Raw genomic sequence first — 21,086 nt, 5'->3', positions numbered from 1 at the left:
TTTGCAGCATGTAAGATCTGCCCGCTCTTTATCCGCTTTTTCTAGCAAGCGACGCAGTCGCGTCTAACGACTAGCAGGAAACGAAGTTTCCGTTCTAGATAAGCTACTCTCTTGCTCTGTGCGAGCCTAAAGCCAAAACCTTATCAATATCGTCGGCGGAGTGACGTTCGCGCAGTTGTTCCCATGCCTCCCCCGAGGACTTGTTAACGATGCGGCCACGTTTGACGCCTTCGCGTTGTTCCAGCATCTTTGCCCATCGTAGAACGTGACTGTAGCTTTCAACCTGCAGAAACTCTGCAGCATCATATAAACGCCCCAGAACCAGATTGCCATACCAGGGCCAGATGGCGATATCTGCGATGCTGTATTCATCGCCTGCCACATAGGGATGTTTTGCCAGCTGTTTATCTAACACGTCCAGTTGGCGCTTAGTTTCCATGGCATAGCGATTGATGGGGTATTCCTGTTTTTCATCGGCATAGGCGTAGAAATGACCAAAGCCGCCACCGAGAAAGGGAGCGGAACCCTGGGCCCAGAACAACCAGTTGAATACCTCTGTCCGACTGGGGCCGCTTTGTGGCAGGAACTGACCAAACTTCTCAGCTAAATGGACCAGAATCGATGCCGATTCGAAGACATTAACATCCTCATCCCCCGATCTGTCGACCAGTGCGGGAATTTTTGAGTTTGGGTTGACGCCGACAAACCCGGAAGAGAACTGTTCCGACTTGCCAATATTAATCAGATAAGCATCGTATTCAGCCTCTTTAATGCCAAGCAACAGTAGCTCTTCGAGCATAATGGTGACTTTCTGACCGTTGGGTGTACCCAGCGAATACAGCTGAAAAGGGTGATCACCCACCGGCAGATCCTGTTGGTAACGTGCCCCTGACACCGGGCTGTTGATGTTCGCCCATTCGTTGCCTCCCGCAGTATCATCTACCCAGACTGCAGGGGGGATGTATTGTTCACTCATAGGGCCTCCTTGATCGTGACGTTATTGCTGTCGTTGGTGTTGTCGGTAATGTCCGAGTGTGCTTTATCTTAATGAGGAAAACAAATGATACTCTGGATGAAGGGGAACCATTAACGGATGTCCTATGTGCTCCTGTTATTGATTTCCTTATGTAGTGAAACTAGGGCCGGATGGCAGGAGAGAGTGGGGTTGTTTACTCATTCAACGCTGAGGCTGTGATCAATGAATTTTTGGATATTACGGTTAAGCGGTGGGCTGCTTTCACCTCATCTTCCTGTGGATAATAAATCGCAATATTCTGTGTATGCATGGCTCTCCACTCATTACAGTATATTGGTATAACTCCAGAATGTTGGCACGCTTTGACACTGGCATAACTCATAAAAGTGGTGCAGAATCAGGCAGATAAGGATATCAACAGGTGAGATTATCTGCCGGTTGAAAGTGACAAAACGCGCATGCGCGTTTTCAGGGGATGAAAAACGACGTGCTTCAAAATTACTCTTTCCGTTCCAATAGATACAGCATCCCCCATCACCGTCTCGCGGTGTCAAATAGGAAGTAAAAATGAAAGTATTAGGAATAAGAACAGCTCCAGGTCAATTGAGATATGCCATCATTGAATCTAATGAAGATCAAACTTCTCTTCTTAATGCTTCAACTGAGAACCTGATTAAAGTTCCTGCAGGCATGGAAGACTATAGCGAGAAATTAGCTTGGCAAAAAGAAGAGGTAGACAGAATTCTAAGACAAAATCCTGATATTGATCATGTTGTAATGAAGGTCGGTGAGTACGGTAGAAGTGATACTAAATCTTCAAGGCTAGGTGCATATTTTGATGCGGCAGTCATACTCGCAGCAAAAGAGCAGGATATTCCGGTTGAGGGAAAGATCTATAAACAGGTGGGAACAAAAAGAGCTGAAGTAAAAAATCACGCTGAAGAGCTTGTTGGAAAAACTGACACACACTGGAATGAGCAAATCGCGGATGCCATTGTTGCAGCATGCTCAGTCAGGAGTGATAAATGAGTCTAAGGATAAGTTTGAAACCAGGCGACAACCTCTATAAATATCAATTGATAAGATTTATTGGCGGGGGAAATTTTGGTGAAGTCTGGCTTGCGCTCGATGTAACCCTCTCCAGAGAAGTTGCAGTAAAAATTCTTGATGAAAGCATGGCTCCTGCTGCTGAAAATCTTAGAGAGGCTCAACTAGGACATAGATTGCAACATCAAAACGTTGTGCATGTCCATTATGCAGATGTTGTTCCAGTTAGTGGTATTAACATTGTCATCATTGCAATGGACTATCATCCAAACGGTTCAGTTTTAAACCTGCAAAATCCATCAAACTTTCTTGTGATCACACAGGCACTGGCTATATCTATTGATATATTAAGGGGTCTTGAATACTTACATGAGCAAGGTTTGTTTCATAATGATATAAAACCTTCAAATATTCTTATAGGTCCGAGAAGAGAAGGAATCTTAACAGATTATGGAATTTCGGGGGTTTCACCAAACTTACAGCCCACACCCGCTCCAAATGCATATGTACTACACAGGGCTCCAGAAACGGCTCAACATAATAATATTTCTGTACTTACGGATATTTATCAGGTTGGTTTGACTTTATTTAGACTTATAAATGGTCTTGGTTTAATAAAAGAAACCAGAGATGCTATTGGGCAGGATTCCTTTGAGCAACTAAAGGCTAAAAACAAGGTATTAGCGACAAGAGATTATCGGCCCTTCGTTCCGAACTCAATAAGAAAGGTTATCTCAAAAGCGACAAAAGCAGACCCTACTCAAAGATTTCAGTCTGTATTAGAAATGCGAAGAGCATTGGAAAATATAGCTTTATACGGGCACTGGACAACAGATTCTACGGGTAATTATCAAGGATATTTCAGTAACCAGCTTTTCTATTTCACCTATGAAAAAAATTCTCGAGGCTTCAAATTTACGCCATATAGGAGAAGACTAGCAACAGGAAATGAAACGAGAATAGCAAGACTTTGTGCGAGTAACCTATCAGAAAATGGATTGAGTCAAGCGGTTTCAGATTTTATGCTGTCAGTTATAAACGGCAATATATGAGCTACCGTAACATAACAAGAAAATCCAGGTAATACCTACGGCGCACCTGATTTTAGAGTTATCAGAAAAGGACAGTGAAATGACAAAACTAATCGTAGAAATTATAGAAAACCCAGACGAAAAGCACGGTTGCTGGGGTATTCAAATAAAATCTGAAGGCGGAACCACTTTTTTTGATACTGGGTATATTTATGAAGGGGAGGGAACTGCAAATCGAGAGTTCTGTAAAGTGTTAGAAAACTTACCTTCGAAAGAATCGTAATTAATGTGTTGTATTTTGCAGTTACTAACAAACGGCCCTGTCACGCCCCGTGCAAGCGCACGGCCCGCGCCAGACCCGGTGCAGAAGAAGCAAAACGTTTTAAGTGTCCTTGATAAATATGAATCAGAAATGGAACTGTAAGCAGTCATTTTCGGTTAGAGCTAGCACCATGTTGCTGCTTTACCTCCCAATTCTTATGGGGCTGGGAGCGGTATTCAAAGATGTCCAAGGGGAATTAGCAGCTTCAATGCGTATGTTTGTAGGAGTTGCGGGCTGGAATTGTGTCATGGTAATTGCATTTTCAGCCTTATTTAGTTCGTCGTTTTTTATAGCATCTCTTGTGCGTAAAAAACCACAAACCCAGTTTTTTATCGAATTTATAATTGCGGCATGTATAGTTGTACTTTCACCAGTGTATTAGCAACACTTAAGCTGCTGGCTGATTTCGATTGTTAACTGAGCAGATATGATGGAACACTGGCCTCAGCTTATCGGACTAATCTTAGGACTGCTAATCGCTATCCCGATCGGTATTCATATGTTTCGTGAGTGCTTCAGGAACTATAACCAGTTCCAGAAAGAGATGAAGGAGACCGGAGGGAGTGAAGAAAGAAAACTATATGATGGAGAGTTCAAAAAAGCTGTCAATCATCAGTTTATTGAATTTAAAGCCGGTTTTGCGCTGGTTTTCCCTATCATTATTTTTTTGATTACCTACTTCCTTACGTCCTCAATTGCAGAAACTGCCTTTAAGGTTTATCAGGGGGCTTAAATTGCAACATCTCAGGGAAGTCAGAGCCACTTAACAGGTGCAGCTGCGGATCATCGCTCGTTCATACGCTGGGTGCCATATCTCTATTAATCAGGAGTCATTGTGCAAGTAGAAAGAATCGACCACCTTGTTCTGACCGTTAAGGATATTGATGAAACTGTAGGTTTCTATACATCTGTTATGGGGATGGAGAAGGTTGTTTTTGGAGAGGGGCGGGTAGCATTATCCTTTGGATGTCAGAAAATAAACCTGCATCAACTGGGTAAGGAGTTTGAGCCTAAAGCGGGCAGGGCTACGTCAGGTAGTTCCGATCTATGCTTTATTATCAAACAGCCAGTAGAACAGGTTATTGCGCATCTGAAGGCTTGTAATGTGCCTGTTATTGAAGGGCCGGTTAATCGAACGGGTGCAACGGGTAAAATCGTATCTGTTTATTTTAGAGATCCTGATGGCAACCTTATCGAAGTGTCGAACTATGTGATGTAACCAGGCCATTAAGCATCGTCCACAGAGTAAAAGGGAACAGACCTGTTTACCCCTCCTGACTCTTTTCTCTATGTCCTCTGTGCCCTCTGTGGTAAAAACGCCCTGGTGGCTTAATTATCGTGGTCATCACCTGCATCAAACACGCGGACGATTTTGCGATAGATCTCGATTCGGTCGCCCTCTTCAAGCGAGGTAATGTGGATGAAGTTGTGCATTGGTGATGCTCCAGTGCAAACGGTTATGCCGGGCCTGGATTATTTAAGGTTTGTGGAGCATGGTCAGCGAGGTATGCATTCCCACGCGGGAGCGTGGGAACGAGTAACTATTAATAAAGGGTTATTATATGATTATTTTTGATGGTATTAATGTTTTGTTAGATAGCGCAATTTTTATTAATTTACTTGTTTTTATAACAATGATTTTAGGTTTTGTCTACTATCGTAAAGCAGAGCACCCGGAAAATATCTATACAATGCGTTTTAAGGTCTCCCACGAAGGAAAGCAAAATGAGGTTGTACTTAAGAATGTTCCAGATGATTTGCGTATAGCTCTTGAATATGTAGACAAAAAAAGCGAAGTATTAAGTTATGTTAGAATAAAAGAAAAGCAGGAGGCTTCACCGAAACTTAGACCGATACGAGTTGAATCGGGTGGTTACTTTCTAAAAGATACGCCGTATGGAAACGATATTGTACGTTATGAAACTTATGATGTCTGTATAGGTATAAAGGGCGAGCTTCTTCAATATAAGGTTTACGGTGCGGTGGCTCAGCTCCTGAATTATCTTTTTATGTATAATAAATATAACAGAGAAAATGTTTTTATTTCAATTTTTCCTGTGATGGTAAGAAAGTCTAAATATTATTAATATATTTCTTTATGCTGTCGGTGCAAGCCCACATTTTTCATGAAGGTCTAAACAACAAACGGTCGAAAGGGTTATTGTTATCAGTGTCGAGTCAATTCTCATAAATAATCTTTTGTCTACAACAAAAAAAAGGGAACAGATCTGTTGAAAATCTATCCCGTTCAACTCTTTTCTCTGTGCCCTCTGTGCCCTCTGTGGTAAAAACGCCCTGAGCCCTTCAGGAATTAATCATCCTCATCGTCATCGTCTTCGTCAAATACGCGTATGATTTTGCGATAGATCTCAATCCGGTCGCCTTCCTCAAGAGCGGCGTTCAACCGGGTGAGCTTACCGAAGATGCCGATTTTCTGGGTTTTCAGATTGATCTCGGGGCATTGCTCCAGAATCTGAGATGCTTGGATGGCGGTTTCTACCGTCGCACTGTCATCGATCTCAATATCTGACCAGAGCTGTTTGCTTTCTCCGGCGTAGGCGATTGACACTTTCATGCAGACTCCTCCTGCAAACTACCCTGAATGGCGTTTCTGCGTGCTTCCAGTTTACGGTCGGTGACCCGCTTGCCTGCCAGAATAAGCCCCAGACAGATAAAGCCACCAGGCGGAAGGATCAGCAGCAGGGTACCGCCATAATCGGGAAAGATCGTCATCTCAATAAATGCGAAACTGTTGCCCAGCAGCAGTGAGGCATCGGCAAACAGGGTTCCGCTGCCAAACAGTTCGCGCATACCGCCCAGCAGCACCAGCACCCAGGTAAAGCCGATCCCCATGGCCAGACCATCGATCATCGATGGGCCGACATTGTTTTTTGAGGCGAAACTTTCCACCCGGCCGAGTATGGCGCAGTTGGTGACGATCAGCGGGATAAACAGCCCCAGTACCTGATACAGCTCGTGCATCCAGGCGTTGAGGAACATATCCACCAGGGTCACCATCGCTGCGATCAGCAGAATAAATACCGGTATCCGTACCTGAGGGGTGATAATCCCGCGTATCATCGAGACCAGCATATTGGAGACCAGCATCACCGCCAGGGTGGCGATGCCCATTCCCAGTCCGTTACTGGCGGTGGTGGTGACCGCCATCAGCGGGCAGAGTGCCAGCATCTGCCCGAGTACGACGTTGTTATTCCACAACCCGTCGGCCCAGATCTCTGCATAGGATTGCTGTGTCATTTTGAAGCCTCCTTATTTGCGCTCATCGCAGCGCTGAGCTGCCCCTCAATCGTGGCGCGCTGCTGACTGTAATGTATCAGGCCGGTTTTAACCGCTTTTACGACCGCTCTGGGGGTGATGGTGGCACCGGTAAACTGGTCGAAATCGCCGCCATCTTTTTTCACCTGCCACTGGGTTGCCGAGTGGTTTTCCAGCGAATAGCCATTAAAAGAGGTGACCCAGTCATTCTTTTTAATCTCTATTTTGTCCCCCAGTCCAGGGGTTTCTGCGTGGCTGATGGTGCGCACGCCGGTAATTTCGCCTTTCTCATTCAGCCCGAGCAGTAATACGATATCACCGCTGTAACCCTTGCCGACCACCTCCATGGCAAGGCCGGACAACTGGCCATTCCGGGTCGCCAGATAGGCGACGTTATGGCCGGGGAAGGGGCTGTCTTTGAGACTGTAGCGCAGCTCCAGCGGGTTGTTGTCATACAGGTCAGCAGGGAGTACCTGATCCAGCATGACCCGGGTGTCTTCCTCGAGTCTTAGCTGAATATCGTCCCGGGTGCTCTGATCACCCATGATCAGCAGCAGGCTGATGATGGTTGCCATACCGCCGAGCAAACCGGCCTGATAACCGATGCGGTGGGTAAAGCTGGGGATTGCAATCGCTCTGGTGGGCTTCATTGTTTACTCCTCTTTATCACTACTCTTTCGCCACTTTCAGGGGCGCGCCCTTGTAGTCGTAGCCATAGATTCTTGGACGGAAGTAGCGATCGATAATAGGGGTCAGTGCATTCATAAACAGCACAGCAAAACCGATAGCCTCTGGGAAGGAACCCCAGGTGCGGATGGTAAAAGTGACCAGACCGATGCCCATGCCGTAGATCAACTGGCCTTTGACATTGGAGGGCGAAGTGACCGGGTCGGTCGCAATAAAGAAGGCCCCAAACATCAGTGCGCCCGATAGCAGATGGTAAACCGCCGGGGCGTAACGTTCAGCATCGATACTGTTGAACAGGGTTGCCATGGCCGCCACGGTGACGATCAGGGCAACCGGGATATACCACTGAATGATCCGTTTCCAGATCAGGAAGATGCCACCTGCCAGCATCAGCAGTGCCGAGGTCTCCCCCAGACTGCCACGGGTAAATCCGGTCAGCGCGTCGTTTACACTGAAAATTTCCGCCACCGAAACAGTGGAAGGAATGGAAGCGGTCAGCGCGGTTTTTACATGGCCCAGTGCCGTGGCACCGGTGAGCGCATCACTCAGGGGCGCTGCCACAAAGGTGATCTCCAGGCCTTCAATAAAGCCGGGAGCGGTTGCATTAGTTATAGGATTAACATTGGCCCAGGTGGTCATCTCCAGAGGGAAGGAAATCAGCAGTCCGACCCGGGTCAGCATGGCGGGGTTAAACAGATTTTGTCCCAGTCCTCCGTAGAGATGTTTGCCAATGACAATGGCAAACAGCGTGCCGGTAACCGCCAGCCACCAGGGACCCCATGGGGGGAGGGTCATCGCGATAATCCAGCCGGTGAGTATGGCCGAACCATCCAGGGCTGCACTTAAGCGTTTACCCGCCAGTGATAAACATAGCAGTTCACCCGCCATTGCTGAGGCAATACAGAGAACCCAGAGGTTGATGGCAGGCCAGCCAAACAGATAAAACCCCAGCAGTGTTGCGGGGAGTAGTGCAAAGCAGACCAGATACATCGTTCTTTCGACAGAGCTGCGATCATGCGCATGGGGGGATGAAATCATCATAGTGCTCAGACCTTCTCAACTTGACTTTTAGCTTTCTTGCGGGCTTCCGCTTTCGCTGCCTTTTCCGCTTTAGCAGCGGCTTTCGCTGCAGCCTCTTTTTCCTGCCGTGCCATGCGTGCCTCAGACAGTGATTTGGTATATTCCCCTTTTCTGGTCTGAATCTGATTCTCCCGATGCTTGCCTTTGGCAAACTGGAAATAATGCACCAGGGGGATATGGGAGGGGCAGACATAGGCACAGGAGCCACACAGAATGCAGTCTTTCAGGCCGAACTCGTTGGCGCCATCATAATCATCTGCCCGGGAGTGGCGGGCCATCTCCAGCGGTAGCAGGCCCATGGGGCAGGCCTGGACACAGCTGCCACAACGGATGCAGGGGGATACCTCAGCTGAGTTAATCTCCTCTTCTGTCAATGCCAGAATTGCGCTTGCCCCTTTGGTGATAGGCACACCAGTATTGGGCAAAATCTGTCCCATCATCGGTCCGCCCATCAGCATCCGTGCTGGCGTTGAGACCAGCCCGTCGCACTGCTCCAGCAGCCACTGTACCGGGGTGCCGATCAGCACCTCGACATTTTGCGGTGTTGCCAGTGCCTGTCCCGAAAGTGTCACCACCCGGGAGATCAGGGGACGGGCCTGATAGATCGCCTGATGTACCGCAAAGGAGGTAGCGACGTTGTGAACCAACACGCCAATATCTGAACTGCGCCCGCCCGTGGGTACCTCGCGACCGGTGATCACTTTGATCAGCTGTTTGGCTGAACCCATCGGATAGCGGGTTGGAATCACCCTGATCTCAACATTGTCGTGTGTCTGGGCCGCTTCCCGCATCGCTCTGATCGCTTGCGGTTTGTTGTCCTCAATACCGGCAATAACCTGTTTGGCGTTAATCGCTTTGAGAATCAGCTGGGCACCACTGATAATCTCAGCGGCGCGCTCGCGCATCAGCATATCGTCACAGGTGAGGTAGGGCTCACACTCACTGCCATTCAGAATCAGGGTGTGAACATTCTGTCGCGATCCGGCTTTGAGTTTCAGTGCTGCAGGGTAGGTCGCGCCCCCCAGACCGACAATCCCGGCGCCATCCACCAGGTCGGCAATCGCTTCAGCACTCAGCTGTTGCGGGTCGATGGGGTTCTCAGGAACATAGACCGTATCCAGTCCATCCGGCTCAATATGGATCGCATCGTAACTCAGCAGTGACGGGTGAGGCGCCTGAATCCGACCGATACCCAGTACTTTTCCCGATGTTGGCGCATGGATTGATGCCGAGCGGTCACCCGCCGTGGTACCGATCAGCTCGCCTTTGAGGACAAGCTGTCCCTCTGCAACAATCGGTTTCGCGGGCAGACCTGCGTGCTGGCTGAGAGGGATCGATAGCAGCGGCGGTATACCCAATACCCGGATCGGTGTCTCTGTGCTCTGCTCTTTGCGCTCATCCGCGTGTACGCCACCGCGCACTTTAAATTTCATCAACATCGTCTTATACCACAGCAGGTTTAGGCCAGTGCCAGTTGTCCAGAGTCTGTTCTTCCTGATGCAGGGCGATACAGTTCTCCGGGCAGGCGGTGACACATTTACCACAACCGGTGCAGGCTTCTTTAAACACATAGTGGAGCTGTTTATTGGCACCGACGATGGCGTCAGTTGGACAAACTCTGAAACAACGACAGCAACCGGTGCAGAGAGATTCTTCTACCGATGCGGTCAATGGTACTGACGTCAGGTTGCTCAGGTCGGCTGTTACCCCAAGCTTTTCCGCCAGACTTTTCGCCAGCACCTGGCCACCAGGAGGGCAGCAGGTGACATCCGCCTGGCCATTCACCATCGCTTCAGCTGCACTGCCGCAGCCGGTAAAACCACACTGGCCACAATGGGTGCCCGGTAACATCGATTCGACATCTTTGATGAGCGGATCTTCTTCAACAGCAAAGACCTTGTCCGCATAACCCAGAATAAATCCCAGTATTAATCCCAGAGAGGTCAGTACAGCGATAGTCAGAAACATAATATTTACCCTTCTAAGCTATGTTAATAAGATCAGGTTTAATAAGCCCAGGTTTAAAATCTCAGCTTTTCAAACGCTGAATAGCGCAACGGTCAATCTAGACGAGCCCGCCGAACCCCATAAAAATCATTGAAAGAATACCTGCGGTAACCAGCGCCACCGGTGTGCCGGCAAAGGTCTTCGGCACTTCTGACAGCGCCAGGCGCTCTCTCAGCCCGGCAAAGATAATCAGAACCAGAGAAAAACCGATTGAGGCGCCAATGCCATAGGTCATACTCTCGATAAAGGAGAACCCCTCGCTGATATTGATGAGCGCCACACCCAGCACGGCACAGTTGGTGGTTATCAGGGGCAGGAAAATGCCCAGGGTCCGGTGTAGTAGCGGGCTGCTTTTCTTAATCATCATCTCGGTAAACTGCACCACGGCGGCGACCACCAGAATGAAGCAGATGATTCTCAGATACTGCAGGTTCAACGGTTCGAGAACATAGTGTTCAATTAACCAGCCGGACATACATGAAAGGGTCAGAACGAAGGTTGTCGCCACCCCCATACCAGTCGCGGTACTGAATTTATTGGATACGCCCATCAGCGGACAGAGACCCAGAAACTTCACCAGAACGACGTTATTGACCAGCACGGTGCCGACCATCAGCGTGATTAATTCCATCTATGCAACCTCAACAGATTTATGCTGATAAGCTGTCTGCATTAACTATGCCATTGATAAGGTGCTGAAATATAAGGGGTTGTGTTCTTTTGTTTCTGTATGTTTAGCAACATTGTCAAAAACGTTACATCGCTTTTGTCGCTCGGCTTGTTTGTCGTATTTCCTACAATTTAGCGATTATCTGAACCGTAATGGTGCATTTTTTATAAGGTTATTTTGGTAGTCCTGGTCGTAAACCGCGCTATAACGGCAAACAGTGGGAATGGCTTAATAATTGCAAAATCAGTTTTAGCAGTGCGAATCAGAGGAGCGGTTATGACCAAACAAATCAGCGACAACCTTCATGCAAATGACAACGTTGATAATACGGAAGAACAGGCGATCTTTTCCGGGCTGCCGGGAAGCGTGTTTTTTCAGGCTGTCGAACACGCCCCTATCGCGATTTCGATCACCGATCTCAGCGCTAATATCATCTACAGTAACCAGACCTTCAGTCGTGAAACTGAGTACTCAAAAGAGGATGTGCTGGGCAAGAATGAATCAATTCTGTCTAACCATAATACCCCTCGAATTGTTTATGAATCCCTATGGGGACGGTTAACACAGCAGAAGCCCTGGGAAGGTGTTCTGGTGAATCGTCGCCGGGACGGTAAGCGCTATCTGGCTGAACTTATGGTGGCGCCAGTACTGGATGAGAACAATAAAACCATCAACTATCTGGGGATGCACCGGGATGTCACCGAACTGCACATGTTGCAGCAACGGGTGCAGAACCAGAAAGAGATGATCGAAAAGGTGCTGGACGCGGCCCACACCTCGATTGTGCTGATGGATCAGGAAAACCGGGTGGTGCTGGATAATATCGCCTATAAAACCCTGGCGACCGATATTGCGCCTATCGAACCGGGTGCACTGTTTCTGTCAAAACTAAAAGAGGATCTCGGGGCTGACTTTAACCAGCAAAAGCTCAAGCCGGGACAGACGATTGCCGGCCATGAGGTCACCCTCGAAGTGGGTAAGGGTAAGCAACATCGAATCTTCTCCTGTGATTACAGTATTGTCGGGATTGGGGACGAAAGCGCCGATGGCTTTTTTTCTAACCCGGTGCAGAGCTATCAGATGCTGGTGATCAAGGATATTACCGAGATGCGTCACCGTGAACGGCTGGAGCATATGAATGCGATGCAACTGCTGATCGCGGAAGAGGAGTCGGTGTATCACCTGCGCGAAGCGCTCTCAGGTGCCATGTTTAAATTTCAGCAGCCGCTGAATCTGATGTCGGCCGCGGTGCGGATGCTGGAGCAGAGTGCTGCGGGTGCTGAACTCTCTGCAGAGAAGATCGTCGAGGTACTGAAAGAGGCGATCCAGATAGGCCAGGACACCTGCAGTATGCTTGAGGGCGTTGTACCCCAGAGGAAGCCGCGCTCATTTGGCTCGATCAATATCAACGAGGTGCTTCGCAATGTACTTGAGTTCTCTACGCCCCGGTTATTGCGTAACGGCATTCAGGTGGTCTGGCTGCCCTCCGTCTATGTTCCGGCTATTAAAGGCCGGGAGAGTCGTCTTCACAGTATGTTTAAGCAACTGGTGGACAATGCCATCGATGTGATTGAGCTGGAGCATCCCGTGCGACGTGAGATTGAAATCTCTACCCGGGTGGAAAGAGAGGAGATTGTGGTCAGTGTGGCAGATACTGGTCCGGGTATTCAGGACGCCATGATCACAAAAGTGTTTGAGCCTTTTTTCAGTACCAAAAGTAACAGCACACCCAGCTCCGGGCGCGGCATGGGGCTTACCCTGGCGCAGGAGGTGGTAACGGAACATTGTGGAACGGTTTCAATTGATCCGAAATACAGGGATGGCTGCCGGATTCTCGTGCATCTGCCTATTGATGTGCAGGAAGGCTGATGGGGAGAGATAATGTTGAATAGTGCCACGACCAGAACAGAATTGTTTGAGCGCCAGCTGTATGTGCTGGATAAAATATGCTGGACGTTAACCCGTTCTTTAGACCTGAACCCCAGTTTAGATGAAGTACTGAATATTCTGCACAACGAAGCGGAGATGAAAAATGGTCTGATCGCACTCAAAGATTATGAGATGGAAAACCTCTATATCAGTGCGGTGCACAGCGACTCTGATGTGGTGCAGCGGGCCAAAGAGGCGGCCCGTTATCAACAGGGAGAGGGGCTGGTTGGCTCAATCTTAAAATCACAAAACTCTTTAGTGCTGCCTAATCTGGCCAATGAACAGCGGTTTCTCGACCGGCTGGAACTGTTTGAGCTGAGCCTGCCCTTTATCGGTGTGCCGGTCAAAGATCAGCGGGGCAATGTGGTGGGAGTGCTGGCGGCTCAGCCAACCTCTGACCCGGAACGGTTTCTGGCTGAAGAGTGCCGTTTTCTCAATATGATCGCCAACCTGCTGGCTCAGTTGCTGAGATTGCTGGGCGAGGTAGAAAATCAGCAGCAACAGCTGACCGATGAACGTGATGAACTACGACGACGGGTCAGAGGCAAGTTTGGTTTTGAAAATCTGATGGTGGGACACACGCCGACCATGGTGCAGATGTTTGAGCAGATCCGGCGGGTGTCGAAATGGGATACCACTGTGCTGTTGCGGGGCGAATCGGGCACCGGTAAAGAGCTGGTGGCCAGTGCGATACACTATAACTCGCCACGGGCACACAACAGTTTCATCCGTCTGAACTGCGCCGCACTGCCTGAGAACCTGCTGGAGTCAGAACTGTTTGGCCATGAGAAAGGTGCATTTACCGGTGCCACCCGCACCCGTCAGGGGCGGTTTGAACAGGCGGATAAGGGGACACTGTTTCTCGATGAAATTGGTGAAATATCACCGATGTTTCAGGCCAAGCTGTTGCGTGTCTTACAGGAGGGAGAGTTTGAACGGGTCGGGGGCAATAAAACTATCTCGGTGCAGGTGAGAATTGTCGCCGCTACCAACCGGAATCTCGAACAGGAGGTGCGCGATGGTAACTTCCGTGAGGATCTCTACTACCGGTTGAATATTATGCCGATCAACCTGCCTCCTTTACGGGAGCGGATAGAAGATATTCCTGAACTGGTTAATTTCTTGCTGACGAAGATCGGTAAGTCGCAGGGGCGACCACTGGATATCAGCAAAAATGCGGTACGAAAACTGATGACCCACGCCTGGCCGGGGAACGTGAGGGAGTTGGAAAATACCCTTGAGCGCGCCTCGATTATGGCTGAGGAGGGGGTTATTGAAGAGCAGGATTTCTCCTTCAACAGTGCTGAGCTGATGGGGGGGAACTTTACCCCGATAGCGTCGCAGGCGGTGCCAAACATTCCCTCACCGTCTCCTCATCATCAACCGGAAGAGGGTGGTAATTCTGAGTTGTCCGGGTTAACAGAAGATTCGGACATGGACGAACGCCGTCAGGTGATCGCTGCCCTGGAGCAGGCCGGCTGGGTGCAGGCGAAAGCCGCCCGGCTGTTGAATATGACACCGCGTCAGATCGCATATCGGATTCAGACTATGAACATTGAAGTGAGGAAGTTATAACGCAGTCCCCCGGATCTACACATACTGTTAGTGTTACTGACGGGTGTTAAGCTGTGAGTAGAGGGTATTCGGTTTCCCTATCGGATTAATTCATATACTCTGACAATTGTTATGTACGTGCTCTGATGACAGTGCTCTGATGCAGGCATTTAATCAGATCATGACAGAGACACGATAAGTGCTGGGTATGATGAAGAGGGGGAATCGCTATGGATGATATCCCAACAGAGTGTAAGAAGTTGGTCTGCAGCAACTGTGCTGATGACGTGGGCCTCGAATTCGATTTTACCATGGCGTTTCAGCCGATAGTGAACTGTTCGCAGCAGACTATTTTTGGCTATGAAGCTCTGGTGCGTGGCCTGAATAATGAGTCTGCTTATTCGGTTATTTCACAGGTCAATGATGAAAATCGGTACACTTTTGATCAGTTGTGTCGGGTGAAGGCGATCGCCCTGGCCGCTGAGCTCGACATCAGGTCGATGCTGAGTATCAATTTTCTGCCTAATGCTATCTACCGGCCCGAGCTCTGTATACGCACGACCCTTGAGGCTGCCCGGACATATAATTTCCCTACTGAGAAAATTATGTTCGAGTTCACCGAGGTGGAAAAGATCGAAGATAGTAACCATATCAAGCGCATCGTTGAGTATTATCAATCGCTGGGCTTCAAGACCGCCACTGATGATTTCGGTTCCGGCCATTCCGGTCTGAACCTGTTGGCCGACTTTCAGACCGATATTATTAAACTGGATATGGCCCTGATTCGGAATATTCATAAGGATAATGTGCGTCAGTCGATTGTGATTAATTGCCTTAATATGTTCCGCGATCTGGGGATCACTCCACTGGCTGAGGGGATTGAAACCATCGAAGAATTTATCTGGTTACGTGACGCGGGTGTTGAACTGATGCAGGGGTACCTGCTTGCCAGACCTGGTTTTGAAAGTTTACCGCTGGTTGATTTTGATGCGCTGTTAACTTCATCAGATAATAAACGCTAAGCCCTGCCAAAATTCATTTTTTAGCGTGGGCCTTGGTGGGGGGGAAATATCCCACCGGAAAGCCATGAAAAATGATATAATGCTCCGCCACCACTCAAACGGAGTTCTTTTTATGGCAGTTAAATCTAAAAAAGCAGCAGCAAGTCAGACACACGATTCAATCGCAGAACAGACGGCTGCCTTCCTTAAGGCCGGTGGTGAGATCCAGCAGATAGAGAAAGGCGTTTCCGGCCGGGAGAATAATGGCGGCCCGCGTCATATTGTATTAGGCAAGCCCCAGAACAAGTAATATCGTCAGCCGATAAACTAAACCGCGCTCGAACTTCAGAGCGCTGTCATCTTTTATAGTCTGCTAATATAAACACCCGTTGAATTCATCATTCTATGGCCTTTCCTCTCTGGCTGTAGTCTGCTGGTGTAACGCGAGTATTTTTACCCGATAGATTCATTCCACCCACACGATTGGATATTGTATTCATGGCGACCCGAGCGTTTACTCTACAACGAATATGTAATTTTGCCGGTAAGGCGTTTGACCCTGATTCCGATGAACAGGTCAGCGAAGTTTTGCGCAATAAGTTTAATATCTCGCTTCCTCAGCGACGCACCCTCAACGATGCAATGGAAGCGGTTTGTAGTGATCACGATATTATCGCCCTGATTTTACAATACCGGACAATGGCGTGATTTAATCAACGCAGCTTGTTTTTAGACTCTTTAAGGTTCTTATTTATGTACCGTCTGAAATATCTGTTACTACTTACAGTGATCTCTTTGTTAACGGCCTGTTCCCCGATCCCTGACCTGCCAGGTCCGATTGGTATTCCTGGACTCTGAAAACGATTAGGATGATTCAACAAAAACGGTTCGTCTTATGTTTTGAATAGAAGCTCTTTTAACGATCAATTCACCTGATTAATGTCTCTGAAGTGCTCATCTTTAGCGCGTTGTATAAAGCTATTGCTTATTAGTGGTGCATTTTTGTGATGCCTTTTTTTATTAGAAACTCTGAAGAATGTTATTAAGTGATTGTTTGTTAAGTGCTTTAGTTAATTGGCTTAAATAGTGCTTTCAATTAATAAACGCACGAGGGACGTTACCGGTGATTTAATATCGCCAAACACAATTGAGAAAACAGGCAGCTAGGGTTCCGGCTATTAATACGTAGCGACTGGTCCGAGAGCCGCCGACCTCACCTGAGGTTACACGGAGGGACAAAAGCCCGGGAGAACAGATACCAGTAACTGGTTATGTCTCTTGTGCTTTATTTCGTGAACTAATAGTAAAGGTGAAGTTATGATGCATTCTATCCGCTCGATCATGCGCACGTTAACACTAACTGTTTCAATGATCGCCCTCCTGATTACCACCTCGCCCGCAGCGTTCGCTGCAGAAAAAACAGATTTTAAACTCGCTTGGACAATCTACGTTGGCTGGATGCCATGGGACTACGCTGCAGCTTCAGGCATCGTTGATAAATGGGCTGATAAATATGGCATTAATATCGACATTGTTCAGGTGAATGACTATGTCGAGTCAATTAATCAGTACACCGCCGGACAGTTTGATGCCACCGTCATGACTAATATGGATGCGTTGACGATTCCCGCGGCGAGCGGCGTGGATTCAACAGCACTGATTGTTGGTGACTTCTCTAACGGCAATGACGGTGTCGTGCTGAAAGGGGACAAAACGCTTAAAGATATCGCAGGACAGCAGGTTAATCTGGTTGAGCTGAGTGTCTCTCATTACCTGTTGGCCCGGGGGCTGGAATCGGTAGGCATGTCAGAGAAGGATGTTAAGGTGGTTAATACCTCTGATGCCGATCTGGTTGCTGCGTTCAGTTCTGATACGGTGACGGCGGTGACAACCTGGAACCCTCTGCTAAGTGAGATTACTGCACAGCCAAATACCAGCGAGGTATTTGACTCCTCAATGATTCCCGGTGAAATCATCGACCTGTTGGTGGTTAATACAGAAACGCTGGAGGCTAACCCCAAGCTGGGCAAAGCCCTGACCGGCGCCTGGTATGAAATTATGGCAACTATGTCGGGTACAGATGCCGCTGCCACTGAAGCTAAAACCTTTATGGCGGAAGCATCGGGTACTGATCTGGCCGGTTATGACGCTCAGCTGGCGTCTACCAAAATGTTTTATACCGCGGCTGAAGCCGTTGCATTTACCCACAGTGCTGATCTGATGGCCACTATGCAGAAAGTATCCGAGTTCTCTTTCGACCATGGTCTGCTGGGTGAGGGTGCACCGGATGCAACCTTTATCGGTATCGAGACCCCTTCAGGTGTCTACGGTAATACCTCAAACGTAAAACTGCGCTTTAATCCTGCCTATATGGAGATGGCTGCGGAAGGTGCTCTTTAATCCTGAGACAACAGGGGAGTTGTGCGCAACTTCCCTTGCACATCTGCTGTTTCATTCAGATTAAACGGAGTATCTATGACTCGTATTATTAACCGTCAGCCCAGCCGATATGGCCGGCTGGCGCTGGGTTTCCTGCCTTTCGTTATTCTGTTGCTGGTCTATATAGTCGCTTCAGATGCCCGGTTGGCGGAAAACTCAGCTGATAAACTTCTGCCCTCTTTTCAGAGCTTTGCCGATGCCGTTGTACGTATGGGCTTTGAGCCCAGTAAACGTACCGGCGAATATCTGCTGCTGAATGATACGCTCTCCAGCCTGCAACGTCTGATGATGGGGGTTGGATTAAGTGCTTTTATCGGACTGGTTATCGGTGTTGGTAATGGCATGGTGCCCTATATGCGCTCTCCGTTGTCACCGTTAGTGACGGCGATCTCACTGATTCCACCGATGGCAATACTGCCGATTCTGTTCATTATTTTTGGTTTGGGTGAGTTATCCAAAGTGGTGCTGATCGTTATCGGAATTTGTCCGATCATTATTCGTGATATCCAGCTGCGCACCGACGATCTTCCTCCTGAACAGCTGATTAAAGCTCAGACCCTCGGGGGCAGCAGCTGGCAGATTATCGTCAGGGTGGTGTTACCACAAATTATGCCCCGTCTGATTGAAGCTGTACGCCTGACCCTGGGTAGTGCCTGGTTATTCCTGATTGCGGCGGAAGCGATCGCGGCAACCGATGGTCTGGGCTACCGCATCTTCCTGGTTCGACGCTATATGGCGATGGATGTGATTCTGCCTTATGTCCTGTGGATCACGACACTTGCGTTTGCCATGGACTGGTCCCTCAAGCGTGTCTCAATTTTGTTATTCCCCTGGTATCACGGAACACAAGGAGGCGGTCATGACTAAGTCTGAAAAACCTATTATTCAGATTAAAAATCTCTGGAAGGAATATGGCGATAACGTCGTGCTGGAACGGATCAATCTGGACGTCTATGAGGGCGAGTTTGTCAGCATCGTCGGCGCTTCCGGTTGTGGTAAAACCACCTTTCTTAATCTGATGCTGGGCACTGAGCAGCCCAGCCGGGGCAGTATCCTGCTGGATGAAGCGCCGCTGGATCCTGAACCCAGCACTGAGCGGGGTATCGTCTTCCAGAAGTACTCAGTCTTTCCTCATATGACCGCATTGGAGAATGTGATGCTGGGGGAGGAGTTCAGCAAGACGTCAATGAGCAGTGTGGCGATGGGCCGTCTGATTGGCCGGGCTAAAGAGGATGCCAGAGAAAACGCGATGGCTATTCTCGAACAGGTGGGCCTGAGTCAAGCAGCTAATAAGTATCCCAGTGAACTATCCGGGGGGATGCAGCAGCGTCTGGCGATTGCGCAGGCACTGATTAAAAAGCCCCGGATTCTGTTGTTGGATGAGCCGTTTGGCGCACTCGATCCCGGTATCCGTAAAGATATGCACCAACTGATTGGCCAGCTGTGGCAGGAACAGAAGCTGACTGTCTTTATGATCACCCATGATCTTAGCGAAGGTTTTCTACTGGGCAGCCGGTTATGGGTGTTCGATAAAACCCGGCAGGACAGCCATGCCCCGGAGCGTTTCGGCGCTCACATCACCTTTGATATTCCACTCAGCACCGGGAAATCCGGTGAGGAAGAGCTGGAACGATTAAAAGCGACTGAACTGGACGTTGCGTAAGGAGAATTTATGAATCAGCCAATATTTAACGATTTAATACCCGGTGCCAGCCATTGGTCGATGATGATACCGGCAGGTAATACCCTGCAGTTTACTGATCCCGAAGGCGGGGCCAATGTCAGTTTGCTGTTTTATAACCCACAAAACCTGCTGGAGCGCTATAACGCGCCCGATACCCTGAAGTGTCAGCATACTTTCAGGTTGACCGAGGGAAACTGTCTCTACTCAGATATGGGGCGTATCTTCTGTTCCATCGTCCGGGATGATACTCAGTGGATCGATACCGTCGGTGGCGTGGCGAATAAACAGAAGGTTGCCGATAAATGGGGCCACCGGGATTATCAGAAGGACCGTAACAACTGGCTGCAAAATGGCTATGACAGTCTGTTAGTCGAAGTGGCCAAGTATGGTTTGGGTAAACGGGATCTGGCAGCCAACCTCAACCTTTTCAGTAAGGTTTATACCGATGACCAGGGGAATATGAACTTTGCGCAGGATCACAGCAAAGCGGGTGATTCAATTGCGCTGCGTTTTGAGATCGACACGCTGGTGGTGATGACCACCTGTCCACATCCAATGAATCCTGCGGCTGAATATCCACATAAGCCGGTAGCGCTTCAGCTGTTCAAATCAGAACCGCTGACCGCGGATGACAGCTGCCTGACCCATTGTTCAGAAAATGGCCGGGGATTTGAAAACAATCAGCGCTATCTGGCCGTGTCCAGCTGCTGTGGACATTAAGGAGATTGGTATGATTCAGGAAAGTTCATTACTCGCCGATCAGGCATGCCAGCGGGATATTGTCGACGCGGGTGATTACTACATGAAAGTCGTCAAGGCGGGACAAACGGTCCGGATTCTTGATCTCGAAGGCAATCAGGCGGCTGATACGCTGTTTTATAACGCCGCCGATCCTGCTGAGCGCTACAGCGCCATTGATACGATCCGTGAGCAGGGCAATGTCTACCTGACAGCGGGCAGCCGGTTGCTATCCAACGAAGGCAATCTGCTGCTGGAGATCGTTGCTGACACCTGTGGTCGCCATGACACTCTAGGAGGGGCCTGTGCCACCGAAAGTAATACTGTGCGCTATGCCTTAGAGAAGAAATGTATGCATGCCTGCCGTGACAGCTGGTTATTAGCGGTTGCAGAGAATGAAGAGTTTGGCATGAGCAAACGGGATATTACCCACAACATCAACTTCTTTATGAACGTGCCTGTCACCAGTGACGGCGGACTGACCTTTGAAGATGGGATCAGCGCACCGGGTAAGTATGTCGAGCTGAAAGCGGCGATGGATGTGATTGTACTGATCTCCAACTGCCCGCAGCTGAATAACCCCTGTAATGCCTATAACCCGACGCCGGTTGAAGTCCTTATCTGGGATTAGTGTCACAACGCAGA

Annotated in this window: 26 protein-coding genes and 1 riboswitch; of the genes, 17 read left to right on the top strand and 9 right to left on the bottom strand. The window is 48.9% G+C overall.

The window, feature by feature from the left end:
• Positions 1-103 precede the first annotated feature (103 nt).
• A complete protein-coding gene (gene yghU / locus OCU43_RS15750; protein WP_091362219.1) occupies positions 104-976 on the bottom strand; it encodes a glutathione-dependent disulfide-bond oxidoreductase in 873 nt (290 codons plus the stop codon).
• Positions 977-1,543: 567 nt separating this feature from the next.
• Between yghU and OCU43_RS15745 the strand changes: the two genes are divergently transcribed.
• From OCU43_RS15745 to OCU43_RS15720, 6 genes are all read left to right on the top strand, one after another.
• The gene (locus OCU43_RS15745) at positions 1,544-2,005 is read left to right on the top strand and encodes a hypothetical protein (protein WP_091362218.1); all 462 of its coding nucleotides are present in this window, start codon (positions 1,544-1,546) and stop codon (positions 2,003-2,005) included.
• Entirely contained in the window at positions 2,002-3,075 is a 1,074-nt protein-coding gene (locus tag OCU43_RS15740) for a serine/threonine-protein kinase (protein WP_091362217.1), read from the top strand. Before OCU43_RS15745 ends, OCU43_RS15740 begins: the two co-directional genes overlap by 4 nt.
• Positions 3,076-3,154: 79 nt before the next feature.
• Complete coding sequence (locus OCU43_RS15735) at positions 3,155-3,337, top strand: hypothetical protein (protein ID WP_091362216.1); 183 nt, start codon at positions 3,155-3,157, stop codon at positions 3,335-3,337.
• Positions 3,338-3,455: 118 nt separating this feature from the next.
• Positions 3,456-3,758 (top strand): hypothetical protein, encoded by a 303-nt coding sequence (locus tag OCU43_RS15730; protein WP_091362215.1) that lies wholly within the window; start codon positions 3,456-3,458, stop codon positions 3,756-3,758.
• A gap of 162 nt (positions 3,759-3,920) precedes the next feature.
• Positions 3,921-4,109 (top strand): hypothetical protein, encoded by a 189-nt coding sequence (locus OCU43_RS15725; RefSeq protein ID WP_261832937.1) that lies wholly within the window; start codon positions 3,921-3,923, stop codon positions 4,107-4,109.
• 102 nt (positions 4,110-4,211) lie between these two features.
• A complete protein-coding gene (locus OCU43_RS15720) occupies positions 4,212-4,595 on the top strand; it encodes a VOC family protein (protein ID WP_091362213.1) in 384 nt (127 codons plus the stop codon).
• A 110-nt stretch (positions 4,596-4,705) separates the two neighbouring features.
• On the opposite strand, the gene OCU43_RS15715 is transcribed toward OCU43_RS15720, so the two are convergent.
• Complete coding sequence (locus OCU43_RS15715; RefSeq protein ID WP_139203238.1) at positions 4,706-4,810, bottom strand: RnfH family protein; 105 nt, start codon at positions 4,808-4,810, stop codon at positions 4,706-4,708.
• A gap of 128 nt (positions 4,811-4,938) precedes the next feature.
• Between OCU43_RS15715 and OCU43_RS15710 the strand changes: the two genes are divergently transcribed.
• Positions 4,939-5,463 carry a hypothetical protein gene (locus OCU43_RS15710; protein WP_091362212.1) on the top strand — a complete coding sequence of 175 codons (525 nt, stop codon included), beginning with the start codon at positions 4,939-4,941 and terminating at the stop codon, positions 5,461-5,463.
• Positions 5,464-5,687: 224 nt separating this feature from the next.
• Here the strand turns inward: OCU43_RS15710 and OCU43_RS15705 are convergent, their stop codons facing one another.
• The 7 genes from OCU43_RS15705 to rsxA form a co-directional block, all read right to left on the bottom strand.
• Entirely contained in the window at positions 5,688-5,951 is a 264-nt protein-coding gene (locus tag OCU43_RS15705) for an RnfH family protein (protein ID WP_091362211.1), read from the bottom strand.
• A complete protein-coding gene (locus OCU43_RS15700; protein ID WP_091362210.1) occupies positions 5,948-6,634 on the bottom strand; it encodes an electron transport complex subunit E in 687 nt (228 codons plus the stop codon). The genes OCU43_RS15705 and OCU43_RS15700 overlap by 4 nt, the downstream gene beginning before the upstream one ends.
• Positions 6,631-7,302: an electron transport complex subunit RsxG gene (gene rsxG / locus OCU43_RS15695; RefSeq protein WP_091362209.1), complete on the bottom strand. Its 672-nt coding sequence runs from the start codon at positions 7,300-7,302 to the stop codon at positions 6,631-6,633. Before rsxG ends, OCU43_RS15700 begins: the two co-directional genes overlap by 4 nt.
• Before the next feature lie 19 nt (positions 7,303-7,321).
• Complete coding sequence (locus OCU43_RS15690; RefSeq protein WP_217647487.1) at positions 7,322-8,380, bottom strand: RnfABCDGE type electron transport complex subunit D; 1,059 nt, start codon at positions 8,378-8,380, stop codon at positions 7,322-7,324.
• Between the two features lie 5 nt (positions 8,381-8,385).
• Positions 8,386-9,852 (bottom strand): electron transport complex subunit RsxC, encoded by a 1,467-nt coding sequence (rsxC, locus tag OCU43_RS15685; protein ID WP_217647486.1) that lies wholly within the window; start codon positions 9,850-9,852, stop codon positions 8,386-8,388.
• A 10-nt stretch (positions 9,853-9,862) separates the two neighbouring features.
• The gene (locus OCU43_RS15680; RefSeq protein ID WP_091362206.1) at positions 9,863-10,387 is read right to left on the bottom strand and encodes an RnfABCDGE type electron transport complex subunit B; all 525 of its coding nucleotides are present in this window, start codon (positions 10,385-10,387) and stop codon (positions 9,863-9,865) included.
• 97 nt (positions 10,388-10,484) lie between these two features.
• Positions 10,485-11,057 (bottom strand): electron transport complex subunit RsxA, encoded by a 573-nt coding sequence (gene rsxA, locus OCU43_RS15675; RefSeq protein ID WP_091362205.1) that lies wholly within the window; start codon positions 11,055-11,057, stop codon positions 10,485-10,487.
• A 315-nt stretch (positions 11,058-11,372) separates the two neighbouring features.
• Here rsxA and nifL point away from each other — a divergent pair, with 315 nt between their 5' ends.
• The 10 genes from nifL (at position 11,373) to OCU43_RS15625 (ending at position 21,072) form a co-directional block, all read left to right on the top strand.
• Positions 11,373-12,965, top strand: coding sequence for a nitrogen fixation negative regulator NifL (gene nifL / locus OCU43_RS15670; protein ID WP_091362204.1), 1,593 nt, complete (start codon positions 11,373-11,375; stop codon positions 12,963-12,965).
• A gap of 12 nt (positions 12,966-12,977) precedes the next feature.
• Positions 12,978-14,600: a nif-specific transcriptional activator NifA gene (gene nifA / locus OCU43_RS15665; protein ID WP_091362203.1), complete on the top strand. Its 1,623-nt coding sequence runs from the start codon at positions 12,978-12,980 to the stop codon at positions 14,598-14,600.
• A gap of 209 nt (positions 14,601-14,809) precedes the next feature.
• Complete coding sequence (locus OCU43_RS15660) at positions 14,810-15,601, top strand: EAL domain-containing protein (protein ID WP_091362202.1); 792 nt, start codon at positions 14,810-14,812, stop codon at positions 15,599-15,601.
• A 112-nt stretch (positions 15,602-15,713) separates the two neighbouring features.
• Positions 15,714-15,890: a PFL_1563 family small protein gene (locus OCU43_RS15655; protein ID WP_091362223.1), complete on the top strand. Its 177-nt coding sequence runs from the start codon at positions 15,714-15,716 to the stop codon at positions 15,888-15,890.
• A gap of 188 nt (positions 15,891-16,078) precedes the next feature.
• Entirely contained in the window at positions 16,079-16,288 is a 210-nt protein-coding gene (locus OCU43_RS15650; protein ID WP_091362201.1) for a hypothetical protein, read from the top strand.
• Between the two features lie 444 nt (positions 16,289-16,732).
• Positions 16,733-16,832, top strand: a riboswitch (guanidine-I (ykkC/yxkD leader).
• A gap of 65 nt (positions 16,833-16,897) precedes the next feature.
• Complete coding sequence (locus tag OCU43_RS15645) at positions 16,898-17,980, top strand: putative urea ABC transporter substrate-binding protein (RefSeq protein WP_376787857.1); 1,083 nt, start codon at positions 16,898-16,900, stop codon at positions 17,978-17,980.
• 75 nt (positions 17,981-18,055) lie between these two features.
• Complete coding sequence (locus OCU43_RS15640; protein WP_091362200.1) at positions 18,056-18,886, top strand: ABC transporter permease; 831 nt, start codon at positions 18,056-18,058, stop codon at positions 18,884-18,886.
• Positions 18,879-19,682: an ABC transporter ATP-binding protein gene (locus OCU43_RS15635; protein ID WP_091362199.1), complete on the top strand. Its 804-nt coding sequence runs from the start codon at positions 18,879-18,881 to the stop codon at positions 19,680-19,682. The genes OCU43_RS15640 and OCU43_RS15635 overlap by 8 nt, the downstream gene beginning before the upstream one ends.
• 9 nt (positions 19,683-19,691) lie before the next feature.
• A complete protein-coding gene (locus tag OCU43_RS15630; RefSeq protein ID WP_091362198.1) occupies positions 19,692-20,423 on the top strand; it encodes an urea amidolyase associated protein UAAP1 in 732 nt (243 codons plus the stop codon).
• Between the two features lie 10 nt (positions 20,424-20,433).
• The gene (locus tag OCU43_RS15625) at positions 20,434-21,072 is read left to right on the top strand and encodes an urea amidolyase associated protein UAAP2 (protein WP_091362197.1); all 639 of its coding nucleotides are present in this window, start codon (positions 20,434-20,436) and stop codon (positions 21,070-21,072) included.
• Positions 21,073-21,086 lie beyond the last annotated feature (14 nt).

Origin of the sequence: Amphritea atlantica, assembly GCF_024347255.1 — a bacterium.
Lineage (GTDB): Bacteria > Pseudomonadota > Gammaproteobacteria > Pseudomonadales > Balneatricaceae > Amphritea > Amphritea atlantica.
This window is presented reverse-complemented; position numbering and strand designations above follow the sequence as displayed.

Coding starts and splice junctions, on each gene's coding strand:
- OCU43_RS15730 (WP_091362215.1), top strand. CDS start 3,456: ATGAATCAGAAATGGAACTGTAAGCAGTCATTTTCGGTTAGAGCTAGC.
- nifL (WP_091362204.1), top strand. CDS start 11,373: ATGACCAAACAAATCAGCGACAACCTTCATGCAAATGACAACGTTGAT.
- OCU43_RS15655 (WP_091362223.1), top strand. CDS start 15,714: ATGGCAGTTAAATCTAAAAAAGCAGCAGCAAGTCAGACACACGATTCA.
- OCU43_RS15680 (WP_091362206.1), bottom strand. CDS start 10,387: ATGTTTCTGACTATCGCTGTACTGACCTCTCTGGGATTAATACTGGGA.
- OCU43_RS15725 (WP_261832937.1), top strand. CDS start 3,921: ATGAAGGAGACCGGAGGGAGTGAAGAAAGAAAACTATATGATGGAGAG.
- OCU43_RS15625 (WP_091362197.1), top strand. CDS start 20,434: ATGATTCAGGAAAGTTCATTACTCGCCGATCAGGCATGCCAGCGGGAT.
- OCU43_RS15700 (WP_091362210.1), bottom strand. CDS start 6,634: ATGACACAGCAATCCTATGCAGAGATCTGGGCCGACGGGTTGTGGAAT.
- OCU43_RS15635 (WP_091362199.1), top strand. CDS start 18,879: ATGACTAAGTCTGAAAAACCTATTATTCAGATTAAAAATCTCTGGAAG.
- OCU43_RS15630 (WP_091362198.1), top strand. CDS start 19,692: ATGAATCAGCCAATATTTAACGATTTAATACCCGGTGCCAGCCATTGG.
- OCU43_RS15745 (WP_091362218.1), top strand. CDS start 1,544: ATGAAAGTATTAGGAATAAGAACAGCTCCAGGTCAATTGAGATATGCC.
- OCU43_RS15690 (WP_217647487.1), bottom strand. CDS start 8,380: ATGATGATTTCATCCCCCCATGCGCATGATCGCAGCTCTGTCGAAAGA.
- OCU43_RS15650 (WP_091362201.1), top strand. CDS start 16,079: ATGGCGACCCGAGCGTTTACTCTACAACGAATATGTAATTTTGCCGGT.
- OCU43_RS15710 (WP_091362212.1), top strand. CDS start 4,939: ATGATTATTTTTGATGGTATTAATGTTTTGTTAGATAGCGCAATTTTT.
- OCU43_RS15640 (WP_091362200.1), top strand. CDS start 18,056: ATGACTCGTATTATTAACCGTCAGCCCAGCCGATATGGCCGGCTGGCG.
- OCU43_RS15645 (WP_376787857.1), top strand. CDS start 16,898: ATGATGCATTCTATCCGCTCGATCATGCGCACGTTAACACTAACTGTT.
- OCU43_RS15705 (WP_091362211.1), bottom strand. CDS start 5,951: ATGAAAGTGTCAATCGCCTACGCCGGAGAAAGCAAACAGCTCTGGTCA.
- yghU (WP_091362219.1), bottom strand. CDS start 976: ATGAGTGAACAATACATCCCCCCTGCAGTCTGGGTAGATGATACTGCG.
- rsxA (WP_091362205.1), bottom strand. CDS start 11,057: ATGGAATTAATCACGCTGATGGTCGGCACCGTGCTGGTCAATAACGTC.
- OCU43_RS15735 (WP_091362216.1), top strand. CDS start 3,155: ATGACAAAACTAATCGTAGAAATTATAGAAAACCCAGACGAAAAGCAC.
- OCU43_RS15740 (WP_091362217.1), top strand. CDS start 2,002: ATGAGTCTAAGGATAAGTTTGAAACCAGGCGACAACCTCTATAAATAT.
- rsxG (WP_091362209.1), bottom strand. CDS start 7,302: ATGAAGCCCACCAGAGCGATTGCAATCCCCAGCTTTACCCACCGCATC.
- nifA (WP_091362203.1), top strand. CDS start 12,978: ATGTTGAATAGTGCCACGACCAGAACAGAATTGTTTGAGCGCCAGCTG.
- rsxC (WP_217647486.1), bottom strand. CDS start 9,852: ATGAAATTTAAAGTGCGCGGTGGCGTACACGCGGATGAGCGCAAAGAG.
- OCU43_RS15715 (WP_139203238.1), bottom strand. CDS start 4,810: ATGCACAACTTCATCCACATTACCTCGCTTGAAGAGGGCGACCGAATC.
- OCU43_RS15660 (WP_091362202.1), top strand. CDS start 14,810: ATGGATGATATCCCAACAGAGTGTAAGAAGTTGGTCTGCAGCAACTGT.